At 45.9% G+C, this 25,045-nt stretch carries 24 protein-coding genes; 5 read left to right on the forward strand and 19 right to left on the reverse strand.

All coding sequences use genetic code 11. The annotated features are described in order from the left end of the window. Genes FJQ87_RS07295 through FJQ87_RS07305 form a run of 3 tightly spaced genes read left to right on the forward strand, consistent with a single transcriptional unit; the run spans position 1 to position 3,655 of the window. Positions 1-2,319, forward strand: a complete 2,319-nt coding sequence (locus tag FJQ87_RS07295) for a PEP/pyruvate-binding domain-containing protein (RefSeq protein ID WP_168195157.1) — start codon at positions 1-3, stop codon at positions 2,317-2,319. After that, the gene (locus FJQ87_RS07300; RefSeq protein ID WP_140931959.1) at positions 2,316-2,924 is read left to right on the forward strand and encodes a gamma-glutamyl-gamma-aminobutyrate hydrolase family protein; all 609 of its coding nucleotides are present in this window, start codon (positions 2,316-2,318) and stop codon (positions 2,922-2,924) included. Before FJQ87_RS07295 ends, FJQ87_RS07300 begins: the two co-directional genes overlap by 4 nt. After that, on the forward strand, positions 2,912-3,655 hold the full coding sequence (locus FJQ87_RS07305) for a phosphocholine cytidylyltransferase family protein (RefSeq protein WP_140931961.1): 744 nt from the start codon (positions 2,912-2,914) through the stop codon (positions 3,653-3,655). Before FJQ87_RS07300 ends, FJQ87_RS07305 begins: the two co-directional genes overlap by 13 nt. A gap of 91 nt (positions 3,656-3,746) precedes the next feature. Here the strand turns inward: FJQ87_RS07305 and FJQ87_RS07310 are convergent, their stop codons facing one another. The 14 genes from FJQ87_RS07310 to FJQ87_RS07375 all read right to left on the reverse strand — a co-directional run bounded on the left by FJQ87_RS07310 (position 3,747) and on the right by FJQ87_RS07375 (position 16,388). Continuing rightward, positions 3,747-4,949: a class I SAM-dependent methyltransferase gene (locus FJQ87_RS07310; RefSeq protein WP_140931963.1), complete on the reverse strand. Its 1,203-nt coding sequence runs from the start codon at positions 4,947-4,949 to the stop codon at positions 3,747-3,749. Between the two features lie 3 nt (positions 4,950-4,952). After that, positions 4,953-6,191 carry a class I SAM-dependent methyltransferase gene (locus tag FJQ87_RS07315; RefSeq protein WP_140931965.1) on the reverse strand — a complete coding sequence of 413 codons (1,239 nt, stop codon included), beginning with the start codon at positions 6,189-6,191 and terminating at the stop codon, positions 4,953-4,955. An 8-nt stretch (positions 6,192-6,199) separates the two neighbouring features. After that, a complete protein-coding gene (locus FJQ87_RS07320) occupies positions 6,200-6,928 on the reverse strand; it encodes an SDR family oxidoreductase (RefSeq protein ID WP_140931967.1) in 729 nt (242 codons plus the stop codon). Beyond that, positions 6,925-8,307 carry an AMP-binding protein gene (locus tag FJQ87_RS07325; RefSeq protein ID WP_240778867.1) on the reverse strand — a complete coding sequence of 461 codons (1,383 nt, stop codon included), beginning with the start codon at positions 8,305-8,307 and terminating at the stop codon, positions 6,925-6,927. Before FJQ87_RS07325 ends, FJQ87_RS07320 begins: the two co-directional genes overlap by 4 nt. A gap of 32 nt (positions 8,308-8,339) precedes the next feature. Beyond that, entirely contained in the window at positions 8,340-8,585 is a 246-nt protein-coding gene (locus tag FJQ87_RS07330; RefSeq protein WP_140931969.1) for a hypothetical protein, read from the reverse strand. Next, entirely contained in the window at positions 8,582-9,148 is a 567-nt protein-coding gene (locus tag FJQ87_RS07335) for a GNAT family N-acetyltransferase (RefSeq protein ID WP_140931971.1), read from the reverse strand. Before FJQ87_RS07335 ends, FJQ87_RS07330 begins: the two co-directional genes overlap by 4 nt. Positions 9,149-9,158: 10 nt before the next feature. Continuing rightward, positions 9,159-9,920 (reverse strand): SDR family oxidoreductase, encoded by a 762-nt coding sequence (locus FJQ87_RS07340; protein ID WP_140931973.1) that lies wholly within the window; start codon positions 9,918-9,920, stop codon positions 9,159-9,161. Positions 9,921-9,941: 21 nt separating this feature from the next. Next, positions 9,942-10,175 carry an acyl carrier protein gene (locus tag FJQ87_RS07345; protein WP_140931975.1) on the reverse strand — a complete coding sequence of 78 codons (234 nt, stop codon included), beginning with the start codon at positions 10,173-10,175 and terminating at the stop codon, positions 9,942-9,944. 106 nt (positions 10,176-10,281) lie between these two features. After that, entirely contained in the window at positions 10,282-11,082 is an 801-nt protein-coding gene (locus FJQ87_RS07350; RefSeq protein WP_140931977.1) for a glycosyltransferase family protein, read from the reverse strand. Beyond that, entirely contained in the window at positions 11,083-12,156 is a 1,074-nt protein-coding gene (gene pseI / locus FJQ87_RS07355) for a pseudaminic acid synthase (RefSeq protein WP_140931979.1), read from the reverse strand. After that, positions 12,149-13,288, reverse strand: a complete 1,140-nt coding sequence (locus tag FJQ87_RS07360) for an aromatic ring-hydroxylating dioxygenase subunit alpha (protein WP_140931981.1) — start codon at positions 13,286-13,288, stop codon at positions 12,149-12,151. The genes pseI and FJQ87_RS07360 overlap by 8 nt, the downstream gene beginning before the upstream one ends. Then, positions 13,248-14,414, reverse strand: a complete 1,167-nt coding sequence (gene pseG, locus FJQ87_RS07365; protein ID WP_168195158.1) for a UDP-2,4-diacetamido-2,4,6-trideoxy-beta-L-altropyranose hydrolase — start codon at positions 14,412-14,414, stop codon at positions 13,248-13,250. Before pseG ends, FJQ87_RS07360 begins: the two co-directional genes overlap by 41 nt. Continuing rightward, positions 14,404-15,153: an SDR family oxidoreductase gene (locus FJQ87_RS07370; protein ID WP_140931985.1), complete on the reverse strand. Its 750-nt coding sequence runs from the start codon at positions 15,151-15,153 to the stop codon at positions 14,404-14,406. Before FJQ87_RS07370 ends, pseG begins: the two co-directional genes overlap by 11 nt. A gap of 143 nt (positions 15,154-15,296) precedes the next feature. Further along, positions 15,297-16,388, reverse strand: coding sequence for a ketoacyl-ACP synthase III (locus tag FJQ87_RS07375; RefSeq protein WP_140931987.1), 1,092 nt, complete (start codon positions 16,386-16,388; stop codon positions 15,297-15,299). Between the two features lie 131 nt (positions 16,389-16,519). Here FJQ87_RS07375 and FJQ87_RS07380 point away from each other — a divergent pair, with 131 nt between their 5' ends. After that, a complete protein-coding gene (locus FJQ87_RS07380) occupies positions 16,520-17,560 on the forward strand; it encodes a ketoacyl-ACP synthase III (protein ID WP_140931989.1) in 1,041 nt (346 codons plus the stop codon). A 115-nt stretch (positions 17,561-17,675) separates the two neighbouring features. Beyond that, positions 17,676-18,587: a 23S rRNA pseudouridine(2604) synthase RluF gene (gene rluF / locus FJQ87_RS07385; protein WP_140931991.1), complete on the forward strand. Its 912-nt coding sequence runs from the start codon at positions 17,676-17,678 to the stop codon at positions 18,585-18,587. A 138-nt stretch (positions 18,588-18,725) separates the two neighbouring features. Here rluF and FJQ87_RS07390 read toward each other — a convergent pair whose 3' ends face one another. From FJQ87_RS07390 to FJQ87_RS07410, 5 genes are all read right to left on the reverse strand, one after another. Further along, positions 18,726-20,678: a methyl-accepting chemotaxis protein gene (locus tag FJQ87_RS07390; RefSeq protein WP_140931993.1), complete on the reverse strand. Its 1,953-nt coding sequence runs from the start codon at positions 20,676-20,678 to the stop codon at positions 18,726-18,728. Positions 20,679-20,808: 130 nt separating this feature from the next. Beyond that, positions 20,809-22,364, reverse strand: a protein-coding gene (locus FJQ87_RS07395; RefSeq protein ID WP_140929974.1) for an IS3 family transposase whose coding sequence is annotated in 2 segments (ribosomal slippage) — positions 20,809-21,902 and positions 21,902-22,364 — 1,557 coding nt in all. Because the reading frame shifts where the segments join, the coding sequence is not laid out codon by codon here. Between the two features lie 351 nt (positions 22,365-22,715). Beyond that, the gene (locus tag FJQ87_RS07400) at positions 22,716-23,375 is read right to left on the reverse strand and encodes a 3-oxoacid CoA-transferase subunit B (RefSeq protein ID WP_140931995.1); all 660 of its coding nucleotides are present in this window, start codon (positions 23,373-23,375) and stop codon (positions 22,716-22,718) included. A gap of 10 nt (positions 23,376-23,385) precedes the next feature. Next, positions 23,386-24,093, reverse strand: coding sequence for a CoA transferase subunit A (locus tag FJQ87_RS07405; RefSeq protein WP_140931997.1), 708 nt, complete (start codon positions 24,091-24,093; stop codon positions 23,386-23,388). Positions 24,094-24,147: 54 nt separating this feature from the next. Beyond that, a complete protein-coding gene (locus tag FJQ87_RS07410; protein WP_140931999.1) occupies positions 24,148-25,044 on the reverse strand; it encodes a hydroxymethylglutaryl-CoA lyase in 897 nt (298 codons plus the stop codon). Position 25,045 lies beyond the last annotated feature (1 nt).

Raw genomic sequence — 25,045 nt, forward strand, 5'->3', positions numbered from 1 at the left:
GTGAAATCATGGACATTTTTGAGTAAAGGACGCACGTTAGCGCAGTTGCAGGGTAATTTGAACCATGGTGCAGTATTGCCATTAATCATCATTTCCTATCAGCAATTTGCTGCCAGTTCCACTGAGTATTTTAAGCAGCTATTTAGCATATTAGGTGCTGAAAAATTAGTGGTTCGCAGTAGTTACAGTCAAGAAGATGGTTATCATGGCTCAATGGCAGGTATGTTTAGTAGCGTATTAAACATAGATAATCCCGAGCAGTTGCAGCAAGCTATAGTCGATGTTTTTGCCAGTTACCCTCAAGGGTTTGCGGCGAGTGAAGAAGTATTGATTCAGCCTATGGCCACAGGCATAGTGCATAGTGGCGTCATTTTTACAAGGGAGCCGACTACTGGTGCATCTTATGTCGTCATTGCCGATGATGCCTCAGGTAAAACTGATACTGTCACCTCTGGCGCTAAGGCTGAGGTGGATACTTATTTTATAAAATATGCTGTGCCCCCAAGTATTCCACTGTTAAAAACCCTGATGCCTTTGGTTGAAGAACTTATAACAGTATTTACTCATGACAGATTAGATATTGAATATGGCATTAATGATGCTGGCCAAGTGTGGTTATTTCAAATCAGGCCACTGTGCATGCCTGTCACTGTTGATGCCGATAATTCACTGGCACGGGTGGATAGTATTGCGAATAAATTAACCATGTTAATGAAACCGCATCCATTCTTATTTGGCAGCACCACGGTATTTGGGGTTATGCCTGATTGGAATCCCGCTGAAATTATAGGTCTGTACCCTAAGCCTTTAGCCTTAAGTTTATATAAAGATTTAGTTACCGACAGCACTTGGGCTTATCAGCGCAATAATTACGGCTATAAAAATTTACGCAGTTTCCCACTGATGATAGATTTTTTAGGCTTGCCTTATATAGATGTTAGGGTGAGTTTTAATTCATTTTTACCGAAGGATTTAAGTCCCAATCTTGGGCATAAATTGGTTGATTACTATCTACAATGTTTAAAAGATAACCCTAAGGCCCATGACAGTGTTGAATTCGATATAGTGCTTTCTTGTTATACGCCATCGATTCAAGCAAAAATGCAAACCCTGATTGCTGCTGGGTTTTCAGAGGCCGAGTGCGGTGAATTATCATCGCAATTACTCAGTTTAACTAATCGCATTATCGATCCTCGCACCGGTTTGTGGATCCAAGATTTACATCGCATTGAAAAGCTAAAATCTTTACATAAAACCACCATTGAAGGCTTTACTGATCCCGTGTCTAGAATTTATTGGCTGCTGGAAAATTGTAAGCGTTATGGCACCTTACCTTTTGCTGGCTTAGCGCGTGCGGCCTTTATTGCGGTGCAATTACTACAATCTTTGCGAGATGAAGCGATTCTGACTCATGATGAATATGATAAGTTTCTAGCATCGCTCACTACCGTCAGCGGCACTATGCAGTCAGATTTGTCGCGTTTATCTAAACATCATTTTTTACAAGAATATGGCCATTTACGGCCTGGCACTTATGATATTACCTCGCCGCGTTATGATATGGCATTTGATAAGTATTTTGTCTCGAGTCAACAATCTCAGCCGAGTGCCACCACAGAACACGGCTTAATGCTGGATGCGCGCACTTATGAAAAAATCAATACCATATTAATTGACCATGGGATTAATCATAGTGCTGACTCCTTATTGCACTTTATTAGGTGTGCAATTGAAGGTCGAGAATATGCCAAATTCGTCTTCACCCGCAGTTTAAGTGATGCCATTGAGGGCTTAGCATTGCTCGGGCAATCTCATGGGTTTAATCGCGACGACATGGCATTTACCAATGCTAATATTATTAATCAATTGATGACAGGCAGTCACTCGCAATATGAGGTGATTAAAAACAGCATTGAGCTTGGTAAGCAGCTTTATGCCAATGCCGAATTGGTGAAATTGCCACCGTTAATAGATTCTCCCCATAATGCCTATGAATTTATGACGTCTAAATGCGAGCCAAGTTTTATTACCCGTCAAAAAGTCATTGCTCCTCAAGTAACCTGCCAAGATGGCGTGGATTTGAGTGGTAAAATAGTATTAATTGCCAGCGCAGACCCTGGTTACGATTGGATATTTACTCATCAACTGAAAGGATTTGTCACTGCGTTTGGGGGATGTAATTCCCACATGGCGATTCGTGCCGCTGAGTTAAATATTCCGGCAGTTATTGGTGCTGGTGAATATAAATTTAACCTGTGGAAACAAGCTAATTTCCTTGAGCTAGATTGCGCTTCTAACAGCGTGAGAATGATTCAATGATGCCAGTATTTGTGGTCATGCAGACAAATCTTCAGGCGTATGGGGAAGTGCATGACACCTTAGATAACAGATGGGCAGGATTTTTTATTCAAGCAGGAATTTTACCTATTTATTTGCCGAATAACCTAGATGTTGCCACCGCCATGCTAAGCAGTGATATTGCCCGCGGGGCCATATTTACTGGCGGCGGGGAATATAGTCTAGATGCTAGCGATACGCGCAGTCAGCTTGAACGCTTAGTGATGGATTGGAGTGTGCAACATGGCTATCCACTTATCGGTGTGTGCCGAGGGATGCAGGCTATGCTGCTTTACAAAGGCGCGCAATTACGTCCATGTCTAGGCCAAGTCTGTGCTCAGCAACAAATATTATTCTGCCAACAAGTTATCAAGGTAAATAGTTACCATCAATTTGAGTGCATCAATATCCCTGCTGAATTTGAGGTGATAGGGACAGGTGATAATGGCATGGTAAAAGCGGTAAAAGGTAAGCAATTATCTTGGTTGGCAATTATGTGGCACCCAGAAAGATTAATGCCGCAACGCAAGCAAGATCTGCAATTATTCAATCAATTTTTGACACAAGGTGCAGTATGCAAGGATTAATACTCGCGGCAGGACGGGGCTCGCGCCTGGGGGAGCTTACATCATCACAACCTAAAGGATTAACCCCAGTATTAGGCGTTAGTATGCTTGAGCGCCAACTGCAGGCCATGAAAGCTGCGGGCTTACATGAGATTGCCGCCGCCTCTGGTTATAAGAGCGACATGATAGCGCGCTATATTCCGCAGTTATTTCATAACCCGCACTGGCAAACATCGAATATGGTGACGTCCTTATTAGGTTGCCGTGAATTTTTACAAGCCGATACCAGCATAGTGAGTTATTCAGATATCATTTATCCTTCGCGGGTTATTGGTCAGTTAGCGCAAGCGGACGGGGATATAGTGGTGGCCTACGATCCTAATTGGTTGCAGCAATGGCAATTACGCTTTGATAATCCTCTTGATGATGCAGAAAGTTTTTCGCTCAACCCAGATGGCTTGTTACAGGATATTGGCCAAAAGGCGAGTACGATTGAGCAAGTCCAAGGGCAATTTATGGGCTTATTTAAGCTAACAGTGGCAGGTTTTGCATTAATTAGCGCTAGCCTTGCCAAGCTGACTACAACTGAAATTAATAAACTCGATATGACGGCATTATTAAGTTTATTACTGAGCCAAGGCGTTAACATTCATGTGATGGCCATTGCTGATTTTTGGTTTGAAATCGACTCAGCCTATGATTTAGCCCAATGTGAAGCTTTCATGCTAACTCATCAGGTGGAGTTAGCTTAGGGCATAATCAATGCCCTTAAACAAATCACCATAGCCCTATGTCTTAAGGTCTTAATACATAGGGTTGTGGTATTAGCTCTACGCTGTTTGCCTAAATCAGATGAATATTACTGAGTTGCCACTGCGCCGCCAGATTGTGCATTTTCTCTCGGGTGGGGGCGTAAATGGGCGCTATGTATACCGGGTGTTTGAAATGCTGTAATTCAGCGCTGGATGAAATGACTTGATCATGAAAGGTGTGGCCTGCTAATTCATAATCAAATAGACAAATCTGTTGCTGCTTAATCGCCGCAATCATTTCTGGATAGCGCTTAAGCCATAAGTAAAAATCTCCCCCTATGCCCCATATACCTACTATCTGCTGTTGCGCTAACTGGTCTTTAACTTGGTTAATGAGCGCTTGTTGGCATGCTTGATATCCCATAAAGCGCTGCTCTACGGCAAGTCTGGCATTGTGATTCACGCGGTTAATTTGGTTTGTCTGCCCATGGTCACATTTTTTAAGCAGCAGCATTATTCGTGGAATATTACCTGTGGTGACTTGTTGCTGTTTAATTATCGTTAAACCTGCGCTAGCAGCCATTATTTGCAGCGAATCTTTGGTGTAGTAATGAATATGCTGGGCGTGCACTAAATTGGTATAAGCGAGCGCAGCAATATAAGCATCCGGGCTACAATCTGGCACTTCAATAAATATATGGCCCTCGGGAGCTAAGCAGTCTCTAAGGTGCCGTAAATAAGCCACTGGATTGATTATGTGTTCTAACACATGGGTACTAATGGCAAGGCTTATTGGCTGGTGGTCAAAATGAGGTTTAATTTCTTCTAGCTGATTTAAGTCGGCACGGATATGAGCAATGCTGCTTGACTTAATATGATGGTGGAAATCAACACTGGCTAGTTGCAGCTGCTTATCTGCAAAGTGCTTTTCTAAATAAAGTAAGGTAGCGCCAGCCCCCGCACCAAAATCGACAATGTGGGCGCACTTGCTAAGATATGGCGTAAAGAATTCCGCCATATCTTCATAGGGGGATTTAGCGCCTTGGGGCGTATCACACCACATATCAGGCTCTAGCGTGCTGGAAAAATAGAGCATCTTGAAAATGCCATCGCTATAAGCAATGACTATTTGCACATGGCTGCAATGCTGGCATTCGCCAATAGGGAACTCCATGGCTTGGCGCGTGAGTTCGGTGGCACTTTTGTCCCACACTCCGGAGAATAAAGTATCGATTATTTGCCAGTCGTGATGGCCACATAATTGGCACGGCGTGGTCGCCAGCAAACTATTCATTGATTAGATTCCTTTGAAAAATGGGTCGACGACTTGTTGCCACTCTTGGCTGATGGCTCGCATTTTTATTCGGGTTTCAGCAAGTAGCGGGCACAGAAATGTTGGGTGAATGGCGTTAGCTAACTTACTGCTGCAAGCTATGGTTTGCCCATGATAGTGCTTACCTGCTAATGAGTAATCAAACAAGGCAAGTTGGCGGCTAGCAATGAGTTCAAGCAAATCCGTATGTTCACTGATTAATAGATAAAAATCCGCGCCTATGCCCCATAATCCTGCCTTGCCATGACGGGTTATGGCCGCGCGCACTTTGGCAGCCAATTGTGCCCGCAATTGCTGGCATTGGTGCTGATAATGACTAACAGCATTCACTGTGCTAACTGTATGGCTTTCAGGTTGAGTAGAGTCATGATTCAAGGCGATGTCGTTGGCTGCTTGCAGTAATACTTGCAGCCTTGGAATATAACCTGTGATCACTCTTGCCTGTTTAATGAGGCGCAGGCCAGCTTGCTTGGCGGCAAATTGCAGGGAGTCCAAACTAAAGTAATGAATATGCTGCAAGTTAACTAAATTACTCATGCCTATGGATGGCAGCGGATGCGGCGCTGAAAAATCCGGCACTTCTATAAAAATTGCGCCTTTGGGGCTAAGTTGCTGCTTGATACCGCGCAAAAACTCCACAGGATTAATCACATGCTCTAACACGTGCGACGCCATGGCTAAATCTATGCCTTGTGGCCAGGCATCAGAAGTTAGCTGCTCAAGGTTATTTAAATCAAAGGCAAGGTAGCGAATATTGGTTTGCGAAAATCTATCGTTAAAATCTATGCCCACTAACTCACTGTCTGGCAGTGCAGCTTGCGTCGCCGCTAACAATTTGCCTTCACCGCAGCCAAAATCAACCACGGTTTTAGGCGATTGCTGAGTTAAACCTAGTAGGTTATTTATGTCATCTAAGCCTGATAAGGCAAAGTTAATCATCTCTTGATAGGGGGCATGGCTTGCTATCAGGGATTCATGCCACATCACAGCTTCTTGGGCGGAATGAAAATAGAGCTTGGCAAACAAGTCGTTAGTATATTGAACGCTCACTTGCACATGACCACAATGCTGGCATTGAGATAAAGGGTATAGCGAGTGTTGGCGCTTGAGCTCAAGCTCAGTGGTATCCCATAACCCAAAGGCTATGTGGGAAAATGTCTGCCAGCGCTCTTTACTACACAGTTGACATGAAGCTGTGGCCATATATTCCCTTAATTAGTAATGCCGCCATCTATGGTCAAGGTTTGGCCGGTAATAAAGGCCGCGCCATCAGACAATAAAAAGCTTATGGCAGGCGTAATATCTTGCACTGTGCCAAGGCGTTGCAGCGGCGTGCGCCGCACTATTTGCTCGCGCTTGCTATCCGATAAGAGGGATGACATTTCAGTATCTAAATAGCCAGGGGCAATGGAATTAACCGTGATCTTGCGCCGCCCATTTTCTCGTGCCAGCGCCCGCGTTAGGCCATCAAGGCCAGCTTTTGAGGCTGAATAAGCCGCAAGGCCGGTGTAACCTCGGCTACCGATAATCGAGCTGATATTAATTATCCTGCCGCCACTGTTTTGCCGCAAAAATACCCGCAGCGCTTCTCTGGCAAAATAGATGGCGCCATTTAAGTTAACTTGCAGTAAGGCGTCGGTGTCGATATTGGGAAAAGTAGCCAGTACGCCTTCTTTGGCAATTCCGGCATTATTAATTAAGGCCCACAAGGGCGCATCGCTTGCCCACTGACAAGCATTATTCACAAAAGCTGTGGTTTGCTCGGCATTGCCAACGTTACATTCAAACCATTTAAAATCTGGGTGTTCTAGCTCTAAACTGCTTATGGCTGCGGTTTTGGTGCGGCTGCAACAAGAGACTTTATAACCTTGGTAGAGCAAATGGGTGACTATGCCAAGCCCTAGGCCGCGGCTGCCACCAGTGACAATAATATGTTTCATTGCAAAAACCTCTGTTTTTTGCCTGCGCTAGATAAGCTGATGTTATCGCTAAAGGTGATGATTCTCGGTCTTGCGGCAGGTTCAAGTTGTAAGCAGAGCTCGTTAAGCGCCTTAGCGGCAAGGGTTTGGTTAAATGCACATAATTCAACACACACTAATGCGCCTGTGATGGGGTTTGCTTTGGCGTAGACTCTGGCATCGCTAATCTCAGGCAGCTGCATGATTTGGCGCTCGAGCGCTTCAAGATTGACTTTGACGCCGCCGACATTCACAAGATTATCTATGCGGCCAGTAAACAAAACTCTGTCTTGGCTGATGTCGATACAGTCACCTGTATCTATCTCAACTTGGCCCTTAGTTAATCTTAAGGTTGAGCCTGCGATTAATTGCCAGCCATGAGTGGCGCCATTGCTGTTATCACAAGTAGCACTGGCATTAGCCGCGTTTTCCAGCCAAGCGCGCGGAAAACCTGCGCGCCTATCCTTTACGGTAAAAACCACTCCGGCTTCAGTCGTGGCGTAAATATGGCGAATTTGTGCGTTGGGATAGACGTTATTGATAGTATCTAAGGTGCGCTGATCGGCAATTTCGCCGCCTAAGGTAATGATAGTTAATGGCGGCAGGTATGTTTGCCAGCTTAATAGTAGGGCGCGCAGCATAGATGGGGTGGCGCTAATCGCATTGATGTTATGTACATGCGCGAGGTGCGCTTTCGCTTGCAGGCTAGCATCAAGGGCGGCAACTAAGGTGTCTTCACTCACTATGGCTTGCAAAATTACTTGTAAGCCCGCGTAACTCATAGGGTGATAACACAGTAGCCAAGTATTTGCTGGCTTTGGTGCTATTGGCTTAGCTTGTATTAACTTAGCGTGTATTAAGTTAGCCGCGCTGTGGCTTTGACTGTCATTTTGGGGATGAGGGCGCTCGCTAGGTAGCAATTTTGCTAAGGCGTGAAACACTAACTTGGGCTGGCCTGTGGTGCCGGACGTCAGCAGACCAATAGCAAAATGCTTAGGCACAGAATGAATATCGAGTGCTTGCTGAGTTCGATTTAAAATCAGCGGAATATTGTTTGATTCAGCGTAGTGCATCGCTTGGATCATCAGCGCCACTATTGGTGTTGTGCTTGCAGTTGAGCTTACTGGTGTTGAACATCTTGGTTTTGCTAATGAGCCAACGCCAACGGCAATGCCACTAGGCGCCAGCGCTATATAGGTTGTGGTTATATCCACATGGCATAGACAGTGCTCGTCAGCACCAAGATCATCAGCACTAACGCTATGCAGTTGCAAATTATCAGGATTGAAATCATGGGCATAAAAACGCTGGCCATTTTCAATCAAGGCAAATTGACTGTCGCTACTAAGCAGGCTTGCCATGCTTCTTTGTATGCTGGTCGTGATAGCGAACATTAGGCAGCAGCGCCTTGATAGAGCGCAATTAAGTCAGATAGGCTATGAAACGACTTAAAACCGTCTCTAAATGGGTCAACGCCGGTGGCGAGTTCGACACTCACAATTAAGGTGGCAAGATCCAGTGAATCCATAGGTAAATCGGCTAAGAATGCCAAATGGAGTTGCAGTTCCGGGCAGGTTTCGCCTTTGCTTTCAATTATCTGCTTAGTTTCATTCAAGATGATGGCTTCAAAGTTACTCATGCATTATCCCAATCATTAAATGCGGCGGCTATTTTATCTAGATTAAAGTGCTGTTTTTGCGTCAGCCAATCTTGTTTTAGTTGCTCAAACACATGGACATCCAAAAACTGACCATTTTTAACTATGTGCTGCTTAAGATGCCCCACTAATCGCGTTTTATGTAAAGTTTGGAGCTTTACCACTTTGTCGTTAGCATCAAGCACATAGTTGACAATTTTATTCAGCTTTAGCTGATGAAAAACATAGTTACAGATATAAGTGTGCATAGTCGCGCCGTATTTGAGCCTAGGCTCGCGCTCATAAATGTAAGAGCCAGTACTACAGCGCTGATGAGTAACATCAATATCGCTAAAGCATAAGAAACCAATAGGAATATCATCATCTTGGATCATATAACCGCGATAATCCTTGCGCCCGGCTAGCGATGCAATCCAAGCTTGCTGCTTAGCTAACGATGGCTGCTCAAGGTCGGTAAACATGTGCTTACTGATCTCAGGTGACGTGCGCCATTTAAGCAGTAGCGCGGCATCGTCAATATCCACTCGTTTAAAATGTAAGGGCATGTTTGGCCTCTTAGTTGGCTAAATAGCCACCTTCAACGGGTAACGTCACGGCATTGATCCATTTGGCGGCGTCACTCAGTAAAAACGCCACGGCATTGGCCACGTCTTCGGGTTGACCTAATCCCATCGGGTGCTGATTGACCATATGTTGAAACTGCGCCTCGGTCATACTGGCCTTAGTGCGCTCGGCCATGTCGGTGGCCACCAGTGCGGGGGCAACGCAATTAACGCGAATATTGTCTCGCAGTAATTCCATCGATAGGCCGCGAGTTAATGACATTAATCCTGCTTTACTCGCGCCATACACTGTATTGCCGGTTTGACCTATGAGGCCAGCAATGGAGGCCACAAAGACGATGGCGCCTTGTTTAGTGCGATCGCGTTTGAGCCTAAAGCCTTGAGTGATGGCCATGGCACTGGCTAAATTGACGTGCATAGTGTCATCAAAAAACGCTTGATCAAACAGACGTATGGGCTTAGTGACTTGCACGCCAGCACAATGCACAAAGCCATCGAGATAACCATGTTCAGCGGTTAAGGTCTTAATCCAGTCACATAATTTATCGGTATCTGTCATATCAAAGGGGGCGCACACATGGCCGCCGCCCACTAAGCTTTCGGCAGTATGTTGCAAAGTTTGGATGTTGCGCCCATTGAGTATGACCTTAGCGCCAAGCTCGGCTAATAACACGGCGCACGCCCGGCCTATGCCAGAGGATGCGCCAGTAACCAGCACGCGCTTACCGCTAAAGTCCATCGGCTGAATGCTCATAGTATTGCTACCTGCGCTCCATTAAGCGGCCAAATGTTCATCCACTAGCGCCAGTAAATCTGCCACTGTGGTAATACTCTCTAATTTATCGCCTTGAATAATGATGTCAAAATGCTCATCGGCCATGGCAATCACGCTTAAAAAGGCCAAGGAATCCCATTGTTCGATATCCATTAACACTTCATTGCCTTTAAGCTCGCCTGGATTAAGCTCGAGGATTTCTTCTAGATTGTTTAAGAATTCTTGTTTGTTCATAGGGTTCACCTTTCGTTAGTGTGGGTCAGGGGTTTAGCGTCTAAGTTGTTCGTGTTTACCTAGCTGCCGATAAGACTCTATCGACCAAGGCGCGTTATTGTTTAACCTAATGCGCCGCGCGCTGCACCACTTGGGCATTGAGTTTGGCAAGCTCAGGCTTATCTATCAGCACTTGGCAAATTTCAGCTGGGGTGGCGCTGAGCCAATTTGGTCCTAACGCCTTAATCACTTGCTCTACCAAATGAAAATCGGCAATCTCATCCACGCACAGCCTAAATTCTTGCCATTGGCGGTTACCTGTTTCAATGCTGGCGATAAGCGCATTGGGCTCAGAGTATAAAAATAAGGTCACATGCTCGCGCTCGGCGCAGCTTGTAGCCTCTTTATAAGCGCGGGTTAAACTCGCCATGCTAAACACTTCGACATCAAAGCCGCGGGGAAAGTAATTGAGGCTGACATGAGTGTATTGATGAGGCGAGCCTTGCTGATGCTTGATAACCGCTTCATCAATTAAACTTGGGCAAATCAGCGGGCAGTCAGCGGTTAAGCGAATAATAATGTCGCTTGGCTGGGCGTTGGCTTGTAATGCTGCCTCATAAAACCGACTTAATACATTGTGCTCATCACCGCAAAAATAGGCCTGCTGCTGGGCTTGGCAATAGTTCACAATCGCCTTGTCAATGTCTGCCGTGCTGGTGGCAATAATATGGCAATCAACCGTGCGCGCCTCTTTAACCCTGCGAATATGGTATTCAAGCATAGGTAGCGCCTGTGTTAGCTCAGACACTGGCGCTTGCTTTGATTCAGTGAGCATTTGTTCAGCGAGCATATGTTCAATGGGCATAAGCACCTTGCCCGGCAAACGACTTGAACCCATGCGCGCTTGTGTGATGCAGATAACTCGCATTTATGCCTTCCTTATGAGAGCTATGGATAAATGCTCTTCACGCAGCGGCTCACCAAAGGCGATATCTTGGCTGGCTATTTGCCCAAGAACTTGCGGCAAATAGCGGGTGTGCAGGCCGTGGGCGGGTCTTACTGAACGGACATTATCTGGGGTAAACACTTGGCCTTTGCTAATCGTTTGGCTGATGTACAGTGAGCGCCTAAAATCGCGGCCGCCGATTTCACTCGGCTTAATGTCATAGCCTGCTTGGCCCAACGCCTTAAAGGCTTTATTGGTGTCACGGGTTAATTCAATGAAAGCTGTCGGCTCTAATGAAAAGGCGGCATCCACTGAACCATCACTCTTATCTAAGGTGAAATGCTTTTCAATGAGGCTGGCGCCAAGGGCAACCGCAGTAATAGCCACAGTGCTTTCAATGGTGTGATCGCTTAAACCTATAGGAAAGTCAAAACGTTGGCACAAATCAGTGATGGTGCGTAAATTACAATCTGCAATTGGGGTCGGGTAACCGCTAATGCAATGCAATAAGGCTAATTGGGTGCCGCCAGCGTCTGCCACGGCATTCACTGCCTCCTCAATTTCGGCCAAGGTCGCAAGGCCGGTTGACATTATGATGGGCTTACCGGTTTTGGCCGCCGCAGTAATTAAACCAATATCATTGATTTCAAAAGAGGCAATTTTATAGGCTGGGCAATCAAGAGATTCAAGCAAGGCAATGGCACTGGCATCAAATGGCGATGAAAACAGGGTGATATTATGCATTTTGGCGCGCTGAAATAAGGGCTCGTGCCACTCCCAGGGGGTGTGCGCCTCTTGATATAAATCATACAGGGTGCGCCCCGCCCAGAGCCCGCCAGTTAACTGAAAATCCGCGCTATCGTGATTGAGGGTAATAGTATCAGCGCTATAGGTTTGAATCTTGATGGCATCAACCCCCGTTGCGGCGGCGGCATCTATCATGGCCAATGCTTGGGATAAGCTACCTTTGTGATTACCAGAAAGCTCAGCAATTACATAAGGAGGGCATTGGCGGCCGATAGTGCGGCCATTGATAGTGATAGTTTGGCTAAACATGGGTCATTTCTCCCTTGGTGTCATCCTTAATCGACTCCTTAGCGCTTGCTGTCATATCAAGGTGCCACGCATTGTGAAAGTGGCGAATTCTGTCTTCGCATTGACCCAATAACCCTGGGGGGGTGATGCTTGGCATATTGGCTTGGCATGATTCAGCCACCAATCTGTCTTCTTCTAAAATGGTGTGATTGAAGCTGGTAAAGTTGGCGTTTATCGCCACTTTTACGGCTTGACTGGTCTCACTGCCATCGAGTCGTTTCATCATGCGCAGCTCAAAATTAAGCTGTGACTCGATGGGGGATAAGGGATCGTAAGTTTGCACTGACATTAACGAGCCATTGGTGAGTCCTATGGCTAAATTGGGGTAAATAAAGAAGTGGTTGTATTCAGTAAATTCTTCACTTTGCGCCAGTTTTAAATGTTTGCGTGCGCCAGCCCACCATTTTTTAGGTGTGTCTTGCAGCGGCGTATTGCCTGTGGTGTGGCCATTAAAATACTCAATGTCACATTCTGCTTTAGCAAATTTGGCAAAAGTGTCGGGATGAGTGCCTGCGACGTGATACACCTCTAATACCGTTTCGCAGGCAATCTTCCAGTTGGTGCGCCAGTGATAATTGCCGGTATGGACAGGGTCACTAAAATCCGCTGAAATGCGGCTAAGAATGTAGTAATAAGGGCCTAAATAGTCTGACAAGCTCGGGCCAGTTTTGGCCACGCGCACAAACACCATGGCGCCGCAATACTCGACATTAAACTGTCTTAAGGCTAACTGTTTTTTGGCGGCGTCATCTAAGCCAAAATCAGTGCGGTTTTGCGGCACGCCAGCTAACGCGCCATCACTTTTATAGCTCCAGCAATGATAGGGGCAAACTAATGGGCGGTTGCCGCGACCAGTTTGCAAGCTCGCGCGGCGGTGGCTGCAGACATTGAGTAATGCGCTGATTTGGCCGTTAAAGTTTTGCACTACCACTGGGGTATTGCCGATTTTTACGGTGATAAAGTCATTATGCTTGGCTAACTCATCGCTAAAACCAACAAATATCCAGTTATTCTCAAACACTTGAGTCAATTCAAGACGATAGTATGTGTCGTCATAGTAGTGTGTTGGATGAAGGCCTTGGATTGCTATCATGTCGGTTCCGTCTCTGCTGTAAGTCGACACATAATTGATTGATGACCCGCTGACAACCTTGGCTGTCAATCAATTGACGTGCAATATCACTCATAGTTTGTCTCAAGCATTTTTTATGCCAAAGACTAAGTGCTTCGGCGTTGATAACATTCAATAAATCGTGATTAATGGCCGATTGGCTGATTGAGCCAGGGGGGGGGACTTGAGTGACTGGGGAATGGAAGCCACTCGTATTAAAGCCATTGGCATCAAAGCCACTAGACACAAAAGTACGGACATCAATGGCGCGATACCAAGTGTTATTAAGCGGGGAGGTCATGGCGGCCACTTGATTATCCACAGTGACTAACGCCAAGGTGGGCACACCTTGGCTGGCTAATTCACCTAAGGTGCCGCCTGCGGCTGAAATCGCTAAACCAGATTGCATCATGATGGCAGCGACTGATGGCGGGTCGCATATTAGGCTTAGGTTAGGCTTATGTTTGGCCAGTGTCGTGAGCGCTGCTTGGTCTTGATGGGTCTTACCTAATAAAAGCTGCATCTGCACGTCAGGTAAGGCCGCCATTAAGGCAGTCACTAAAGGCAGTGCCAGAGATTTAGTGTCGGTGCCGCCTAAGCTAATCAATATATTCGGGCGCTGTGCAATCATCTGATAGTGAGTTTGTGCAAACTCTTGCCTGAGATAAGTGAATGTTGGCCCAAGGCAAAGCTGCGCCTTGGGCGCTAACGCTTGATAATAGGCGGCGCTGCAGTTAGGCGCGGGGTTAATGATTAAATCGGCCAGGATCGGCGCGTTATCAAGGGCATCATCAAGTTTAACTAAGTAAGTGTCTAATAAGCGCAATTGCTGCCATTCAGCCAAGGTTAAAGCGTAATCATCGATAAAGAGAGCACTAAAACCTAAGCGCTGGAGTTGCTGATGATTAATGGGGGCATCAATTTGCACTGTGGTGAAATTGGCTTGCTTGAGTTTGTTAAGCAGGGCTTCTGAGCAAGTTTTATAAAGGAAGGTTACATCAAAATAAATGGCTGCCACTTCAGCAAGGGCATATAAACGCATGATATGGCCTGCGCCAATAAGATGAGAATTATTGGCGTAAAATGCAATGTGCGCTTTAGCCGGCAAGAAAGCCCCCATCCACGGCCAAGGTAATACCTGTGGTATTGCGACTTAAATCACTGAGTAAAAAGTACACGCTATTGGCCACATCTAACGGTGTGCTAAGCCCTAAGGGATGCGCGTTTTTAAGTAGCTGACTTTGCTGCTCACCTAAGGTTGCAAATTGCAGTTCAGCCTTGGCGCCACTGACGATGGCGGGCGCCACGCAGTTGACTCTTATATGTTTACTGGCAAGCTCCAATGCGGCGGATTGCACCATAGAGGCTAACGCCGCTTTTGAGGCTGCATATAAGGTGCGCGCCTTTAAGCCGCGCTGACCTGCCGCTGAGCCGATAAATACAAAGCTGGCATCCGCATTAAAATGTTTAGCTTTAGAAAAGGCGGCGGTAAGTAGGACTGCCGCTGAGAAATTGACATCAAAGTATTGATGGATTTGTGTCGCGCAAATCCCTCTAAGCGGGCTATAACCTTGAAAGCTTGCGCTATGAACTAGACCATCGATGGCGCCATATTCAGAGACTAAGTTTTTGGCCCAAGGCGCAATATCATCAAGCTTAGTTAAATCAAACGGGGCGATAACATGTTGGCCGTTAAGCGTTGCGGCGGTATCAATCAAGGTTTGCTCACGCCGCCCCACTAAAATTAAGCGGGCGCCGCAAGCATCGAGCTTTTGACAGATGGCGAGCCCAATATCTGAATCTATGGCTGCGCCTGTCACTAGATAGCATTTATTACTCAAATCCATGATGATGGCGGAACTCCTGTTCACCGCTGCATTAATGTTTACTGCACATCCATATTGGCAGCGGAACCCTTACTTACTGCAGTTCTAATACTTACTGCAGTTCTAATGCTTACTGCAGTTCTAATGCTTACTGTTGCGTTAGGTTACTGCTGTATTAGGGCTAACGGTTCAAAATCATCCTGAATTTCAATGATTTCAGGCGCAACTATGGGGCCGATATCTGTGATGATAGCGCCCCATGACCAACCGACCCCAAAACCGCCGAGCATGACTTTATGAGTACCATGGCTAAAAAAGTCAGTTAACTTATGACAAATAGCCAGCGGCACAGATGCACTCGAAGTGTTACCAAAATCCTTCATATCTATTAGATATTTGTCTGCTGGCACTTGAGCTTTTTTACGTAAGTGCTCAAGAATAAATTGATTCGCTTGATGCATGACCACCATATCTAAGCTATCGGCTTCAATCTTGGCCAAGGCTAAAGTGTCTTTAATTAACTTAGGTACTACCTTGAGGGTGAAAGAGAACACCGCCGCGCCATTTAAAGATAATCTTGAGTCTTGATAGAGTTGCAGCTCTTCTTCTTTCGAGCGCGGCTCGAGCTCAGGCATATTGGGTACTCGGCGTCCGCCTGCTTTCACTGCGATATGCTGTCCACCTGTGCCATCTGTGCCAAATACGGCATAGGAATTTGGCCAGTTTTCATCATATTGCAAGGCGGTGGCGACACCTGCATCGCCAAACAATGGCAAGGTGCCTCTGTCATCGGGCAATAAGTGACGACTAGAAGTATCACCACATAACACTAAGGCGCGCTGACCGCTGGAGCTATTTAATAATTGGCTGGCTATCCAAGTGGCATAGACAAAGCCAGAGCAGCCTAAACTCACGTCTAAACACGCTGCGCTTTGGGGTAAGCCTAATCTGTGTTGCATTAAACAAGCGGTGGCGGGCAGGGCGTAGTCAGCATCTTGGGAGACATAAATTAACACGTCAACTGAGCTTGGATCCCAGTCTAAGCGTTTCAGTAAGGTTTGGGCTGCGGCTATGCACATATCTGACGCGCATAAATGTTTGGGGAGAATGCGTCGACTATGTATGCCGGTGCTGGCATAAATCTTATCCGCTTCTTCTTGGGTAAATAGCCCTGGCGTCTCCACAAATGAGTGTCTATGAGGAGGAACCGCACCTTGCATCCCTGCAATTTTGACTGAACGAATGACAGCTTCCATAAATAACCCTACTGAATAATCGAATAAAGTTGGTTTTAACTATAACAGTGAATAATATAGCTTGAAAGTCTCATGCTTTCGGCAAAAGTGCACTAACCTTTTGCTATATAGTGAAAAATTCAGGGATAGAAATGGCCACTACTAGAATTAATAACATAGCTATCTCAGGGATTGTCTCAGTCTTACCCCCACTTTCGTGCATAAATATTGACTCATCCTCTGAGAGTGCAGCGCAAGAAATGGCGCGCATAGTCGCGTCCACTGGCATACATGCGCGCCGTGTTGCCGCGCCTCAGCAAACGGCATTAGATCTTGGCATTAAGGCATGCCAATCATTAATGGATGAGTTGCAATGGCATGTGGATGACATCGCCTTGTTAGTGTTTGTCACTCAAACCCCTGATTTCCCGCTGCCAGGCAATGCCATTCAGTTGCAACACAAATTAGGTTTATCAAAGGCGACTATCGCCTTTGATGTGAATTTGGGCTGTTCTGGCTTTGTCCATGGCTTGTGGCAAGTGTCGCAGTTACTGAACGGATTAACTAAAGGCAAGGCCTTGCTGGTGGTTGGCGATACTACTAGTCATCAATATAGCGAGACTAATCGCGCCGTGGCCACCTTATTTGGCGATGCCGTTAGCGCCATTGCCATTGAAAAGTCTGACGATTGTGATGGCATGGTGTTTTCTTTTGGCAGTGATGGCGCGGGCGCGCCGTATTTAATTCAGCCCCATGGCGGCGCGCGCAGCCCGGGCAACGCGCCTGAATTATTTATGGATGGCATGCAGGTTTTTGTATTTACCTTGCGCGAAGTGCCAGCCTCTATCCATGCATGCTTGGCGGCAAAGGACTGGCAAATTAAGGATGTAGATTACTGCGTGATGCACCAAGCCAATGAAATGATGCTAAAGCGCTTAGGGGATAAGTTAGGCTTACAGCCACAGCAGTTAATTATCTCCATGGGGGAGGTGGGTAACACCAGCTCCGCCTCCATCCCATTGGCCTTATGCTTAAGCCTAAGTCAGCAGCTTACCTCGGGGGCGACTAAGTTATTACTCTCAGGTTTTGGAGTAGGTTGGTCATGGGGCGCAGTGGCTTTGACTGCGCCGCCAATGAAAGTGTGTAAGGTCATAGATTTACGCGATGAGATAAGTCACTTAACCATAGAGTGAGGCCACTTATAAAGCATAAGGCTAAAACTGCTGAGATTTGCCGTGTCAGCAGTTCCGATTTTCACCAAAAACAGTTAATCTGTCGCATCTTCTTTAGTTAGTTAGAATCCTGAGTATGTTAAGCAATCAATCCACCCGATTAAATAAATACATAAGTGAAAGTGGCATTTGTTCACGCCGTGATGCAGATAGATATATCGAGCAGGGCAATGTGTTTATTAATGGCAAGCGCGCGACTGTGGGCGATCAGGTCGAGTTTGGCGATGTGGTCAAAGTCAATGGTCAGTTAATTGAGCCGCGTGATGCTGATGACTTTGTATTTATTGCGCTCAATAAGCCGGTCGGCATTGTGAGTACCACTGAAGGCAGTGAAAAGAATAATATCGTTGATTTTGTGAATCACAGTGAGCGTATTTTCCCTATCGGCCGCTTAGATAAAGATTCACAAGGTTTGATTTTCTTGACCAGTAACGGTGATTTGGTCAATAAAATTTTGCGTGCTGGTAACAAGCACGAAAAAGAATACCTAGTTACCGTGAATAAGCCGCTGACCGATGAAGCGATTACCGGCATGAGTGCTGGCGTGCCTATGCTTGGGGTGATCACTAAAAAATGTAAGATTGAAAAACTCTCGGCCCAAAGTTTTAAAATCACCTTAGTGCAAGGCTTAAACCGCCAAATTCGCCGCATGTGTGAATACTTTAATTATGAAGTGACTAAGCTTGAGCGCGTGCGCATTATGCACGTAGATATGAAAGGGTTGCCTGTGGGCGAATGGCGCGATTTAAGTGAAGATGAGCTGCGCATTATGCTAGATGCGGCTAAAGGCTCGTCATCAGAAGCCGCGCCCAATAAGAAGAACATTCAGGCTCAGCAAAAGGCCAAAGCTAAGGCTAAATCGCCAGAACGCTCAAAAGAAGCCATTCAAGCCTTAATTCCGCAAACGCCTGGGTCGCACCGCGCTAAGCCAAAATCGAATAGCAATCCTAAGCATAGAAATCAGCGCTTAGGTAAAAAGAAATCATAAGTCTAATGCTGTAGTTTTTTAGTGTGCATTCACAAAATGCACACTAATAAAAAACCACCTTGATAGTGATTATCGCGGTGGTTTTTTTATGCGCCTAAAACGCGGGCGTTCTAGACATTAAATAATAACTGCAGCGGTTTACCCCACCTTAAACTTAGCCACGATATAATTTAAATCGCTGGAGATTTTAGCCAAGTCAGAGGCTTGGGTCGACACTGAATTAGCGCCCTCTGAGGTACTTTTCGCTAAAGTATTCACTTGGTCAACGCTCTTGTTAATGGTTATTACCACGGTATTTTGCTGCTCTGCCGCCACCGCGATTTGATGGTTCATATCACGAATATTACTGACGGATTGAGTAATGGCAATTAAGGCTTCATGGGTTTCATTGGCTTTTTCTGAGGTGCGAATAGCCTCGGTTGCACTTAGCTTCATTGAATCGACCGAGCGTTTAGATTCAGATTGTAAGCGACTGATTAAAGTTTGAATTTCTTCAGTGCTTTGTTGGGTGCGACTGGCAAGTGAACGTACTTCATCGGCCACCACAGCAAAGCCGCGGCCTTGCTCGCCGGCTCTCGCCGCTTCAATGGCCGCGTTTAATGCCAGCAGGTTCGTTTGCTCGGCAATGCCGCGAATCACATCCAAAATACTGCCAACGTTTTCAGTTTCTTTCTCTAAGTTTTCAATGATATTGCTCACATCACTGATGTTAGTCACTAAGGTATTAATACTGGTTCGGGTTTCTTCTAATGCTGATTGGCCTTTGTGCGAACAAGCATCGGCTTCAGTGGCAGCGTCAGAAGCATTTTGTGCATTTCTAGCAATATTAAGAACCGTGTGTGTCATTTCCTGCATTGCCGCCGCGGTTTGCTCTAATTGACGCGCTTGGGATTCTGAGTTACTAACGGTTTCATCAGTCACTTTAACTAAATTACTGGAGGTTGCCCCTAAGGTCGATGATGAGCTACTGAGCTGCTGCACTATTTGGCGTAAATTGGTGCTGACCGCTGTCATAGCTCCATAAATCCCTGTTGCCTCACCGCTTCTATCAAAAGCTTGAGTTAAGTCACCATCAGCTATGTTACGGGCAATACGCTCAATATCCGCAGGCTCGCCGCCTATGGGTTTACGGATAGCCTTAGTGACTAAGACGCTGAGTAAACTGCCGACTAAAACGGCAATGACTGAGACTACTAATACAATATTGATAATGGATTCAATATCGGCTTGCACTTTAGGGCCTAAAGTATCGCGTGAGTCTTTAATCGACTTATTAAAATCTGTGATATTGGTAGTAATTTTAGGGCCAATAGTATCCAGTCCTTCAACAATGGCTTTGTTTTGTGAGCGAGTAATTTCAGCCAGTTGATTTAAGCTCTCTACATAAAATTTGAGCGCCTGTTCAAATTCAGTGGCTTGATTATTAACTATGCTAGGGCCAAGGGAGCGTTTTAGGCTAGTAAATAACTCTAACGTGGCGGCCAGTTCAGTTTTGGCGCGCTCTAAATCTTTATCGCTATTACTAAGAATAAATTTGGTTGCGTATAAACGGCCTAATAATAGTTTTTCTTGCACCTGCGCCGCGAGAATGGGATTCGCATATTCTGAGCCTTGGCTGTCGGTCATAATTTTGGATATTATGGTCCGCATACTAAAACCATACACGTCGAGCTTTTCAGACATCAGAGTTTGGCGTTTGTTGGTGTCAGTGACAGTGTGATCGAATTCGAGTTGGTACTCATCAATTAATTTCAGTGATTCCTGCAATTCTTTAAGGCGAATGGCATCATCTTCATTGGACAGTAATTTGTCTAAGTTGGCTTTAATGGAGGTAGTGTTATTTTTAACATCATCAATTAAGGCAGCGTCATTATTTTTTAAGTAATTTAATACTGTGAGGCGAGTATTTAATACTTCATATTGCACCACACTGGCATCGTTTGAATCTTTGGCTAGCGCGCGATAAGTCATAAAATTCTCATAGGTATTGGATAAGCCAATATACCCAGCAGTAGATATAACTAGCATGAGCGCTATGATGGTGAGGTAGGACATCGACAATTGTTGACCCAGTTTCAACCCTGAAAGCATACGTAACTCCATTTAGTCCAAGTTTTTAACGTGCAGTATTGGAGTTTTAGTGCATGCATGGCTATTTTTCCAATATTACAGCGGCTAAAGACGGTGTTTTTCAAGATAGTTGTCACTCTTTGCTTAAATATTAAGCTGCATTTATTACGCCTTCTATTGGTGCTTTATCTGGGTTTAGGGTCACGGCTCCAACCGCCTCACAATTTCTCACGTCTTTAGACCAGCGCGTCGGTCTTCTTGCCTTTGCCGCTTCAAGCACTTCCTTACGCTTGGCTAAAATCGCGTTATCTAGCTGAGCATGACGTTGTCCTGGTGAGACAAAATTGAGCTGGCTGTGTTTATGCTCATCGTTGTACCACTTCACAAACTTCTCAACCCATTCTCTTGCGCCAGCTAAACTGCTAAAACCCGATTTTGGCCACTGTGGTCGGTATTTTAAGGTTTTAAATAACGACTCTGAAAAGGGGTTGTCGTTACTCACCCGCGGCCGACTTAATGATGCCGTAATACCGAGTTCTTCTAGCTTGGCTTTCATGGTCAGTGACTTCATCGGCGCCCCATTATCAGAGTGCAGCACTAATGGCGTATTAAAACATTGCTCGCGTAACATGCAGCGTTGGATTAGCGCGGCTGCGTACTCACCGCATTCTTGTTCGTGAACTTCGTAACCCACTATTTTTCTACTGTAAATATCTTCAAACATGTACAGATAATAAAACTGGCCTTTGACGGTTGAAGCCAAATAAGTGATGTCCCACGACCACACTTGATTGGGCCCATCAGCCCGATAACTTAACGGTTTACTTCGATTAACAGCAATCTGGGTGCGACCACGATGATTAAGTTGATTATTGGCATGTAACACTCTGTAAAAGCTTGATTCTGAGGCGATATAAATCCCGCTATCTAATAATGTCGGCACAATTTGCGACGGTGGTAAGCTGGCATACTCCTCTTGATTACACACACTTAATATCTGTTGTCGCTCATGTGCTTCGAGTTTATTTGCCGGTTCTGGTCGAGCCGCTATTGGTCTTAAATCGGCTTGCACTTGGCCTGCTCGATACCAACGTCGATAAGTGCGTTTACTGAGTCCAGTTTCAGCACAAGCCTTGTAAAGGCGAGCACCATTGATATACGCCTCTTGAATTAAGGCAATCAATTCTATGCGCTCAGGCAAGGGAGTTAGCTCTCCTCGCTGTCGTCCCCCCAGAGCGCATTGAGCTTTTTTCTGAGCACCAGTAACGCAGCAGCTTCAGCCAGCGCTTTCTCCTTGTAGCGCAATTCTCGTTGCAATGATTTGATTTCGGCTTTGTCAGCCTTGGCCTGCTGTTTAATGGTTTTGGTTTGTACTTCTGAGGTTTGAAAACCAGCTAAACAATCCTGTTTCCACTGCTGTACTTGTTCGCGAAACAAGCCTTTTTCACGGCAATACTGACTTAACTCGGCTTCCGATAGCGGGGCTGTTTCAATGAGTACCGCAAACTTAGCTTCAGCTGACCAGTCATCAGTTGTTAATGTTTTACCTGGCACGGGGCGACCTTCTTTTCTGACAATATCTCGCCAATGATACAAGGTTTGCACCGCAATGCCTTCTTCCCGAGCAACCTCTGCGACCGTTAAATTGTGAGGCGGTAATAATTTTTTAAGGATCGCCTCTTTACGTTCTGGTGAATACCGAGCCATATCGTTCTCTTTTGCCGCACCCTGTCTTTAAAAATAATGATTATTTAAGGGTGACAACAATCCTGACACAGGGGGAAGATTTAAAACCTTATGCCAAAGTAAGTAGTCAGCAGGTGCTAAATCAATATGAACATTGGAATAAAAAGCGGAATAAGTGGGTATGATTGCCACAAGGCTGGCCTTTACTGTGGTAGGGGAATATCGATAGTGCTGATTCTCGCCGCCAGCGGATAAAAAAGAGTTAGCGCAAGTATTGAGTCACACTAACTCTTTTGATAATGAATGGGGCTAATTTATCCGAATGTCATTAATGGCTGAATCTATTCAGTGATGCACTAATCGCGCGTTGGCTTAATTAAACTGCATTTCTGGTACATGGTCTGGCACTATCAATTTACCGGCGGTTTTACTGATAATTTCATCAACGCTGACACCCGGGGCGCGCTCTAGTAAATGAAAAGCCCCATCTTTAATTTCAATAAAGGCTAAGTCAGTCACCACTCGTTTAATGCAGCCAAACCCTGTCAGCGGTAACTCGCATACTGGCAAGAGTTTAGAGTTACCGTACTTATCGGCGTGCATCATGGTGACTATGATATTGTCGGCGCCAGCCACTAAATCCATAGCGCCGCCCATGCCTTTAATCAGCTTGCCTGGGATCATCCAGGATGCAATTGAGCCATTAACGTCCACTTCAAAGGCGCCCAAAACGGTTAAATCCACATGCCCGCCGCGGATCATGGCAAAGCTTTCGGCGGATGAAAAAAATGAGGCACCTTTCACCGCCGTCACAGTTTGTTTGCCAGCATTGATTAAGTCGGCATCTAGGGTTTCTTCGGTCGGGAATTCGCCCATGCCAAGTAAGCCATTTTCAGATTGCAGCATTACTTGCATATCTGCTGGAATATAGTTGGCCACTAAGGTGGGAATACCTATGCCGAGATTCACATAAAAACCATCGTGTAATTCTTGGGCAACCCTTTGTGCCAGTTGCTCTCTGGATAATGCCATGCTGCCTCCTTTACTCTGTGATTGCTTTGATGGTGCGCTGTTCTATGCGTTTTTCAAAACTGGCTTGAATAACCCTATCAACATAAATGCCTGGGGTGTGAATATGATTAGGGTCAAGCTCGCCAGGCGCGACAATATGCTCGGCTTCAACCACGGTAATTTTGCCTGCGGTTGCCATCATAGGGTTAAAATTAGCGGCGGTATTGCGGAAGATTAAATTGCCCATAGTATCGGCCTTCCACGCACGGATTAAGGCAAAATCCGCGGTTAAAGAATGCTCTAATACATAATGGCGGCCATTGATTTCACGGGTTTCTTTACCATCAGCTATGGGCGTGCCAAACCCTGTGGCGGTGAAAAACGCCGGAATACCCGCGCCGCCCGCGCGAATTTTCTCAGCAAGAGTGCCTTGGGGCGTTAATATCACTGTTAATTCCCCGGAGAGCATTTGGCGCTCAAAGGTGGCATTTTCGCCGACATAAGAGGCTATCATGGTCGAGATTTGTTGATGTTTAAGTAATAAACCTAAACCAAAATCATCCACCCCCGCATTGTTAGAAATGGCGGTTAAACCGGTAATGCCAATCTTAACCATGTGATTAATTAGCCCCTCAGGGATACCGCATAAGCCAAAACCACCCACCATAATGGTCATGTTATCGCTTAAGCCATCAAGCGCTTGCTCATAGCTGTGCACTACTTTATTAAGACCTGCCATAAGAGTTCCTTTTCTGGCGGCACATGCCGCGTATCATAGGTGTATTTCATTTACTTATCCAAGCAGCGCATTAGCGACTTTTGAGCCACTTTTTTTACTAAGGTGGCGGCTAATGGCGTGGCCTGCTTGAGCTAATTGTTCAAGGTCAATGCCAGTCTTTAGGCCTAAGCCATGGAGCATATACACTAAATCTTCCGTGGCGAGATTACCCGAGGCGCCTTTGGCATAAGGGCAACCACCAAGGCCTGCCACCGATGAATCAAACACCCGCACGCCAGTGTCTAAACAGGCCAAAATGTTGGCAAGGGCTTGACCATAAGTATCATGAAAATGCAGGGCCAATTGCGCTATGGGTACTTGCTCACTAACAGCTTGCACCATGTTACGGGCATCATGGGCTGTGCCAATACCTATGGTGTCGCCTAACGAGATTTCATAGCAGCCTAAGTTGTAAAGAATGGCAGACACTCGCGCTACTTCACTTAGCGCTATCTTGCCTTCATAGGGGCAGCCTAAGGTGCAAGACACATAACCGCGCACTTTCACCCCTTGAGATTTAGCTAATTCAATTAACGGAATAAAGCGCTCGATGGAGGCTTCAATCGAACAGTTAATATTGCGCTGACTAAAGCTTTGTGAAGCCGAGCCAAAAATTGCCACTTCATCGGCGTGAGCGCTTAGTGCCAATTGATAACCGGTAATATTGGGGGTAAGCGCGCTATAACGCACCCCTGCTAAACGCTCGATATCCCGTAGCACTTGGGCTGAGTCGGCCATTTGCGGCACCCATTTGGGCGAGACAAAGCTTGCAGCCTCAATGCGCTTCACCCCCGCATGGGCTAAGGCATTAATGAGCTGCACTTTAGCCGCAGTAGGAACGGCGACTTCATTTTGCAGGCCATCGCGGGCGCCGACTTCAAATAGGCTGACATGATTATCATTGCTTACCATA

Origin of the sequence: Shewanella sp. SNU WT4, assembly GCF_006494715.1 — a bacterium.
Taxonomy (GTDB): domain Bacteria; phylum Pseudomonadota; class Gammaproteobacteria; order Enterobacterales; family Shewanellaceae; genus Shewanella.

What these genes read in the sequence shown, in the direction of transcription:
- FJQ87_RS07300 (WP_140931959.1), top strand. Translation starts at nt 2,316, where the DNA reads ATGATGCCAGTATTTGTGGTCATGCAGACAAATCTTCAGGCGTATGGG.
- FJQ87_RS07305 (WP_140931961.1), top strand. Translation starts at nt 2,912, where the DNA reads ATGCAAGGATTAATACTCGCGGCAGGACGGGGCTCGCGCCTGGGGGAG.
- FJQ87_RS07310 (WP_140931963.1), bottom strand. Translation starts at nt 4,949, where the DNA reads ATGAATAGTTTGCTGGCGACCACGCCGTGCCAATTATGTGGCCATCAC.
- FJQ87_RS07315 (WP_140931965.1), bottom strand. Translation starts at nt 6,191, where the DNA reads ATGGCCACAGCTTCATGTCAACTGTGTAGTAAAGAGCGCTGGCAGACA.
- FJQ87_RS07320 (WP_140931967.1), bottom strand. Translation starts at nt 6,928, where the DNA reads ATGAAACATATTATTGTCACTGGTGGCAGCCGCGGCCTAGGGCTTGGC.
- FJQ87_RS07325 (WP_240778867.1), bottom strand. Translation starts at nt 8,307, where the DNA reads ATGGCAAGCCTGCTTAGTAGCGACAGTCAATTTGCCTTGATTGAAAAT.
- FJQ87_RS07330 (WP_140931969.1), bottom strand. Translation starts at nt 8,585, where the DNA reads ATGAGTAACTTTGAAGCCATCATCTTGAATGAAACTAAGCAGATAATT.
- FJQ87_RS07335 (WP_140931971.1), bottom strand. Translation starts at nt 9,148, where the DNA reads ATGCCCTTACATTTTAAACGAGTGGATATTGACGATGCCGCGCTACTG.
- FJQ87_RS07340 (WP_140931973.1), bottom strand. Translation starts at nt 9,920, where the DNA reads ATGAGCATTCAGCCGATGGACTTTAGCGGTAAGCGCGTGCTGGTTACT.
- FJQ87_RS07345 (WP_140931975.1), bottom strand. Translation starts at nt 10,175, where the DNA reads ATGAACAAACAAGAATTCTTAAACAATCTAGAAGAAATCCTCGAGCTT.
- FJQ87_RS07350 (WP_140931977.1), bottom strand. Translation starts at nt 11,082, where the DNA reads ATGCGAGTTATCTGCATCACACAAGCGCGCATGGGTTCAAGTCGTTTG.
- pseI (WP_140931979.1), bottom strand. Translation starts at nt 12,156, where the DNA reads ATGTTTAGCCAAACTATCACTATCAATGGCCGCACTATCGGCCGCCAA.
- FJQ87_RS07360 (WP_140931981.1), bottom strand. Translation starts at nt 13,288, where the DNA reads ATGATAGCAATCCAAGGCCTTCATCCAACACACTACTATGACGACACA.
- FJQ87_RS07370 (WP_140931985.1), bottom strand. Translation starts at nt 15,153, where the DNA reads ATGGATTTGAGTAATAAATGCTATCTAGTGACAGGCGCAGCCATAGAT.
- FJQ87_RS07375 (WP_140931987.1), bottom strand. Translation starts at nt 16,388, where the DNA reads ATGGAAGCTGTCATTCGTTCAGTCAAAATTGCAGGGATGCAAGGTGCG.
- FJQ87_RS07380 (WP_140931989.1), top strand. Translation starts at nt 16,520, where the DNA reads ATGGCCACTACTAGAATTAATAACATAGCTATCTCAGGGATTGTCTCA.
- rluF (WP_140931991.1), top strand. Translation starts at nt 17,676, where the DNA reads ATGTTAAGCAATCAATCCACCCGATTAAATAAATACATAAGTGAAAGT.
- FJQ87_RS07390 (WP_140931993.1), bottom strand. Translation starts at nt 20,678, where the DNA reads ATGCTTTCAGGGTTGAAACTGGGTCAACAATTGTCGATGTCCTACCTC.
- FJQ87_RS07400 (WP_140931995.1), bottom strand. Translation starts at nt 23,375, where the DNA reads ATGGCATTATCCAGAGAGCAACTGGCACAAAGGGTTGCCCAAGAATTA.
- FJQ87_RS07405 (WP_140931997.1), bottom strand. Translation starts at nt 24,093, where the DNA reads ATGGCAGGTCTTAATAAAGTAGTGCACAGCTATGAGCAAGCGCTTGAT.
- FJQ87_RS07410 (WP_140931999.1), bottom strand. Translation starts at nt 25,044, where the DNA reads ATGGTAAGCAATGATAATCATGTCAGCCTATTTGAAGTCGGCGCCCGC.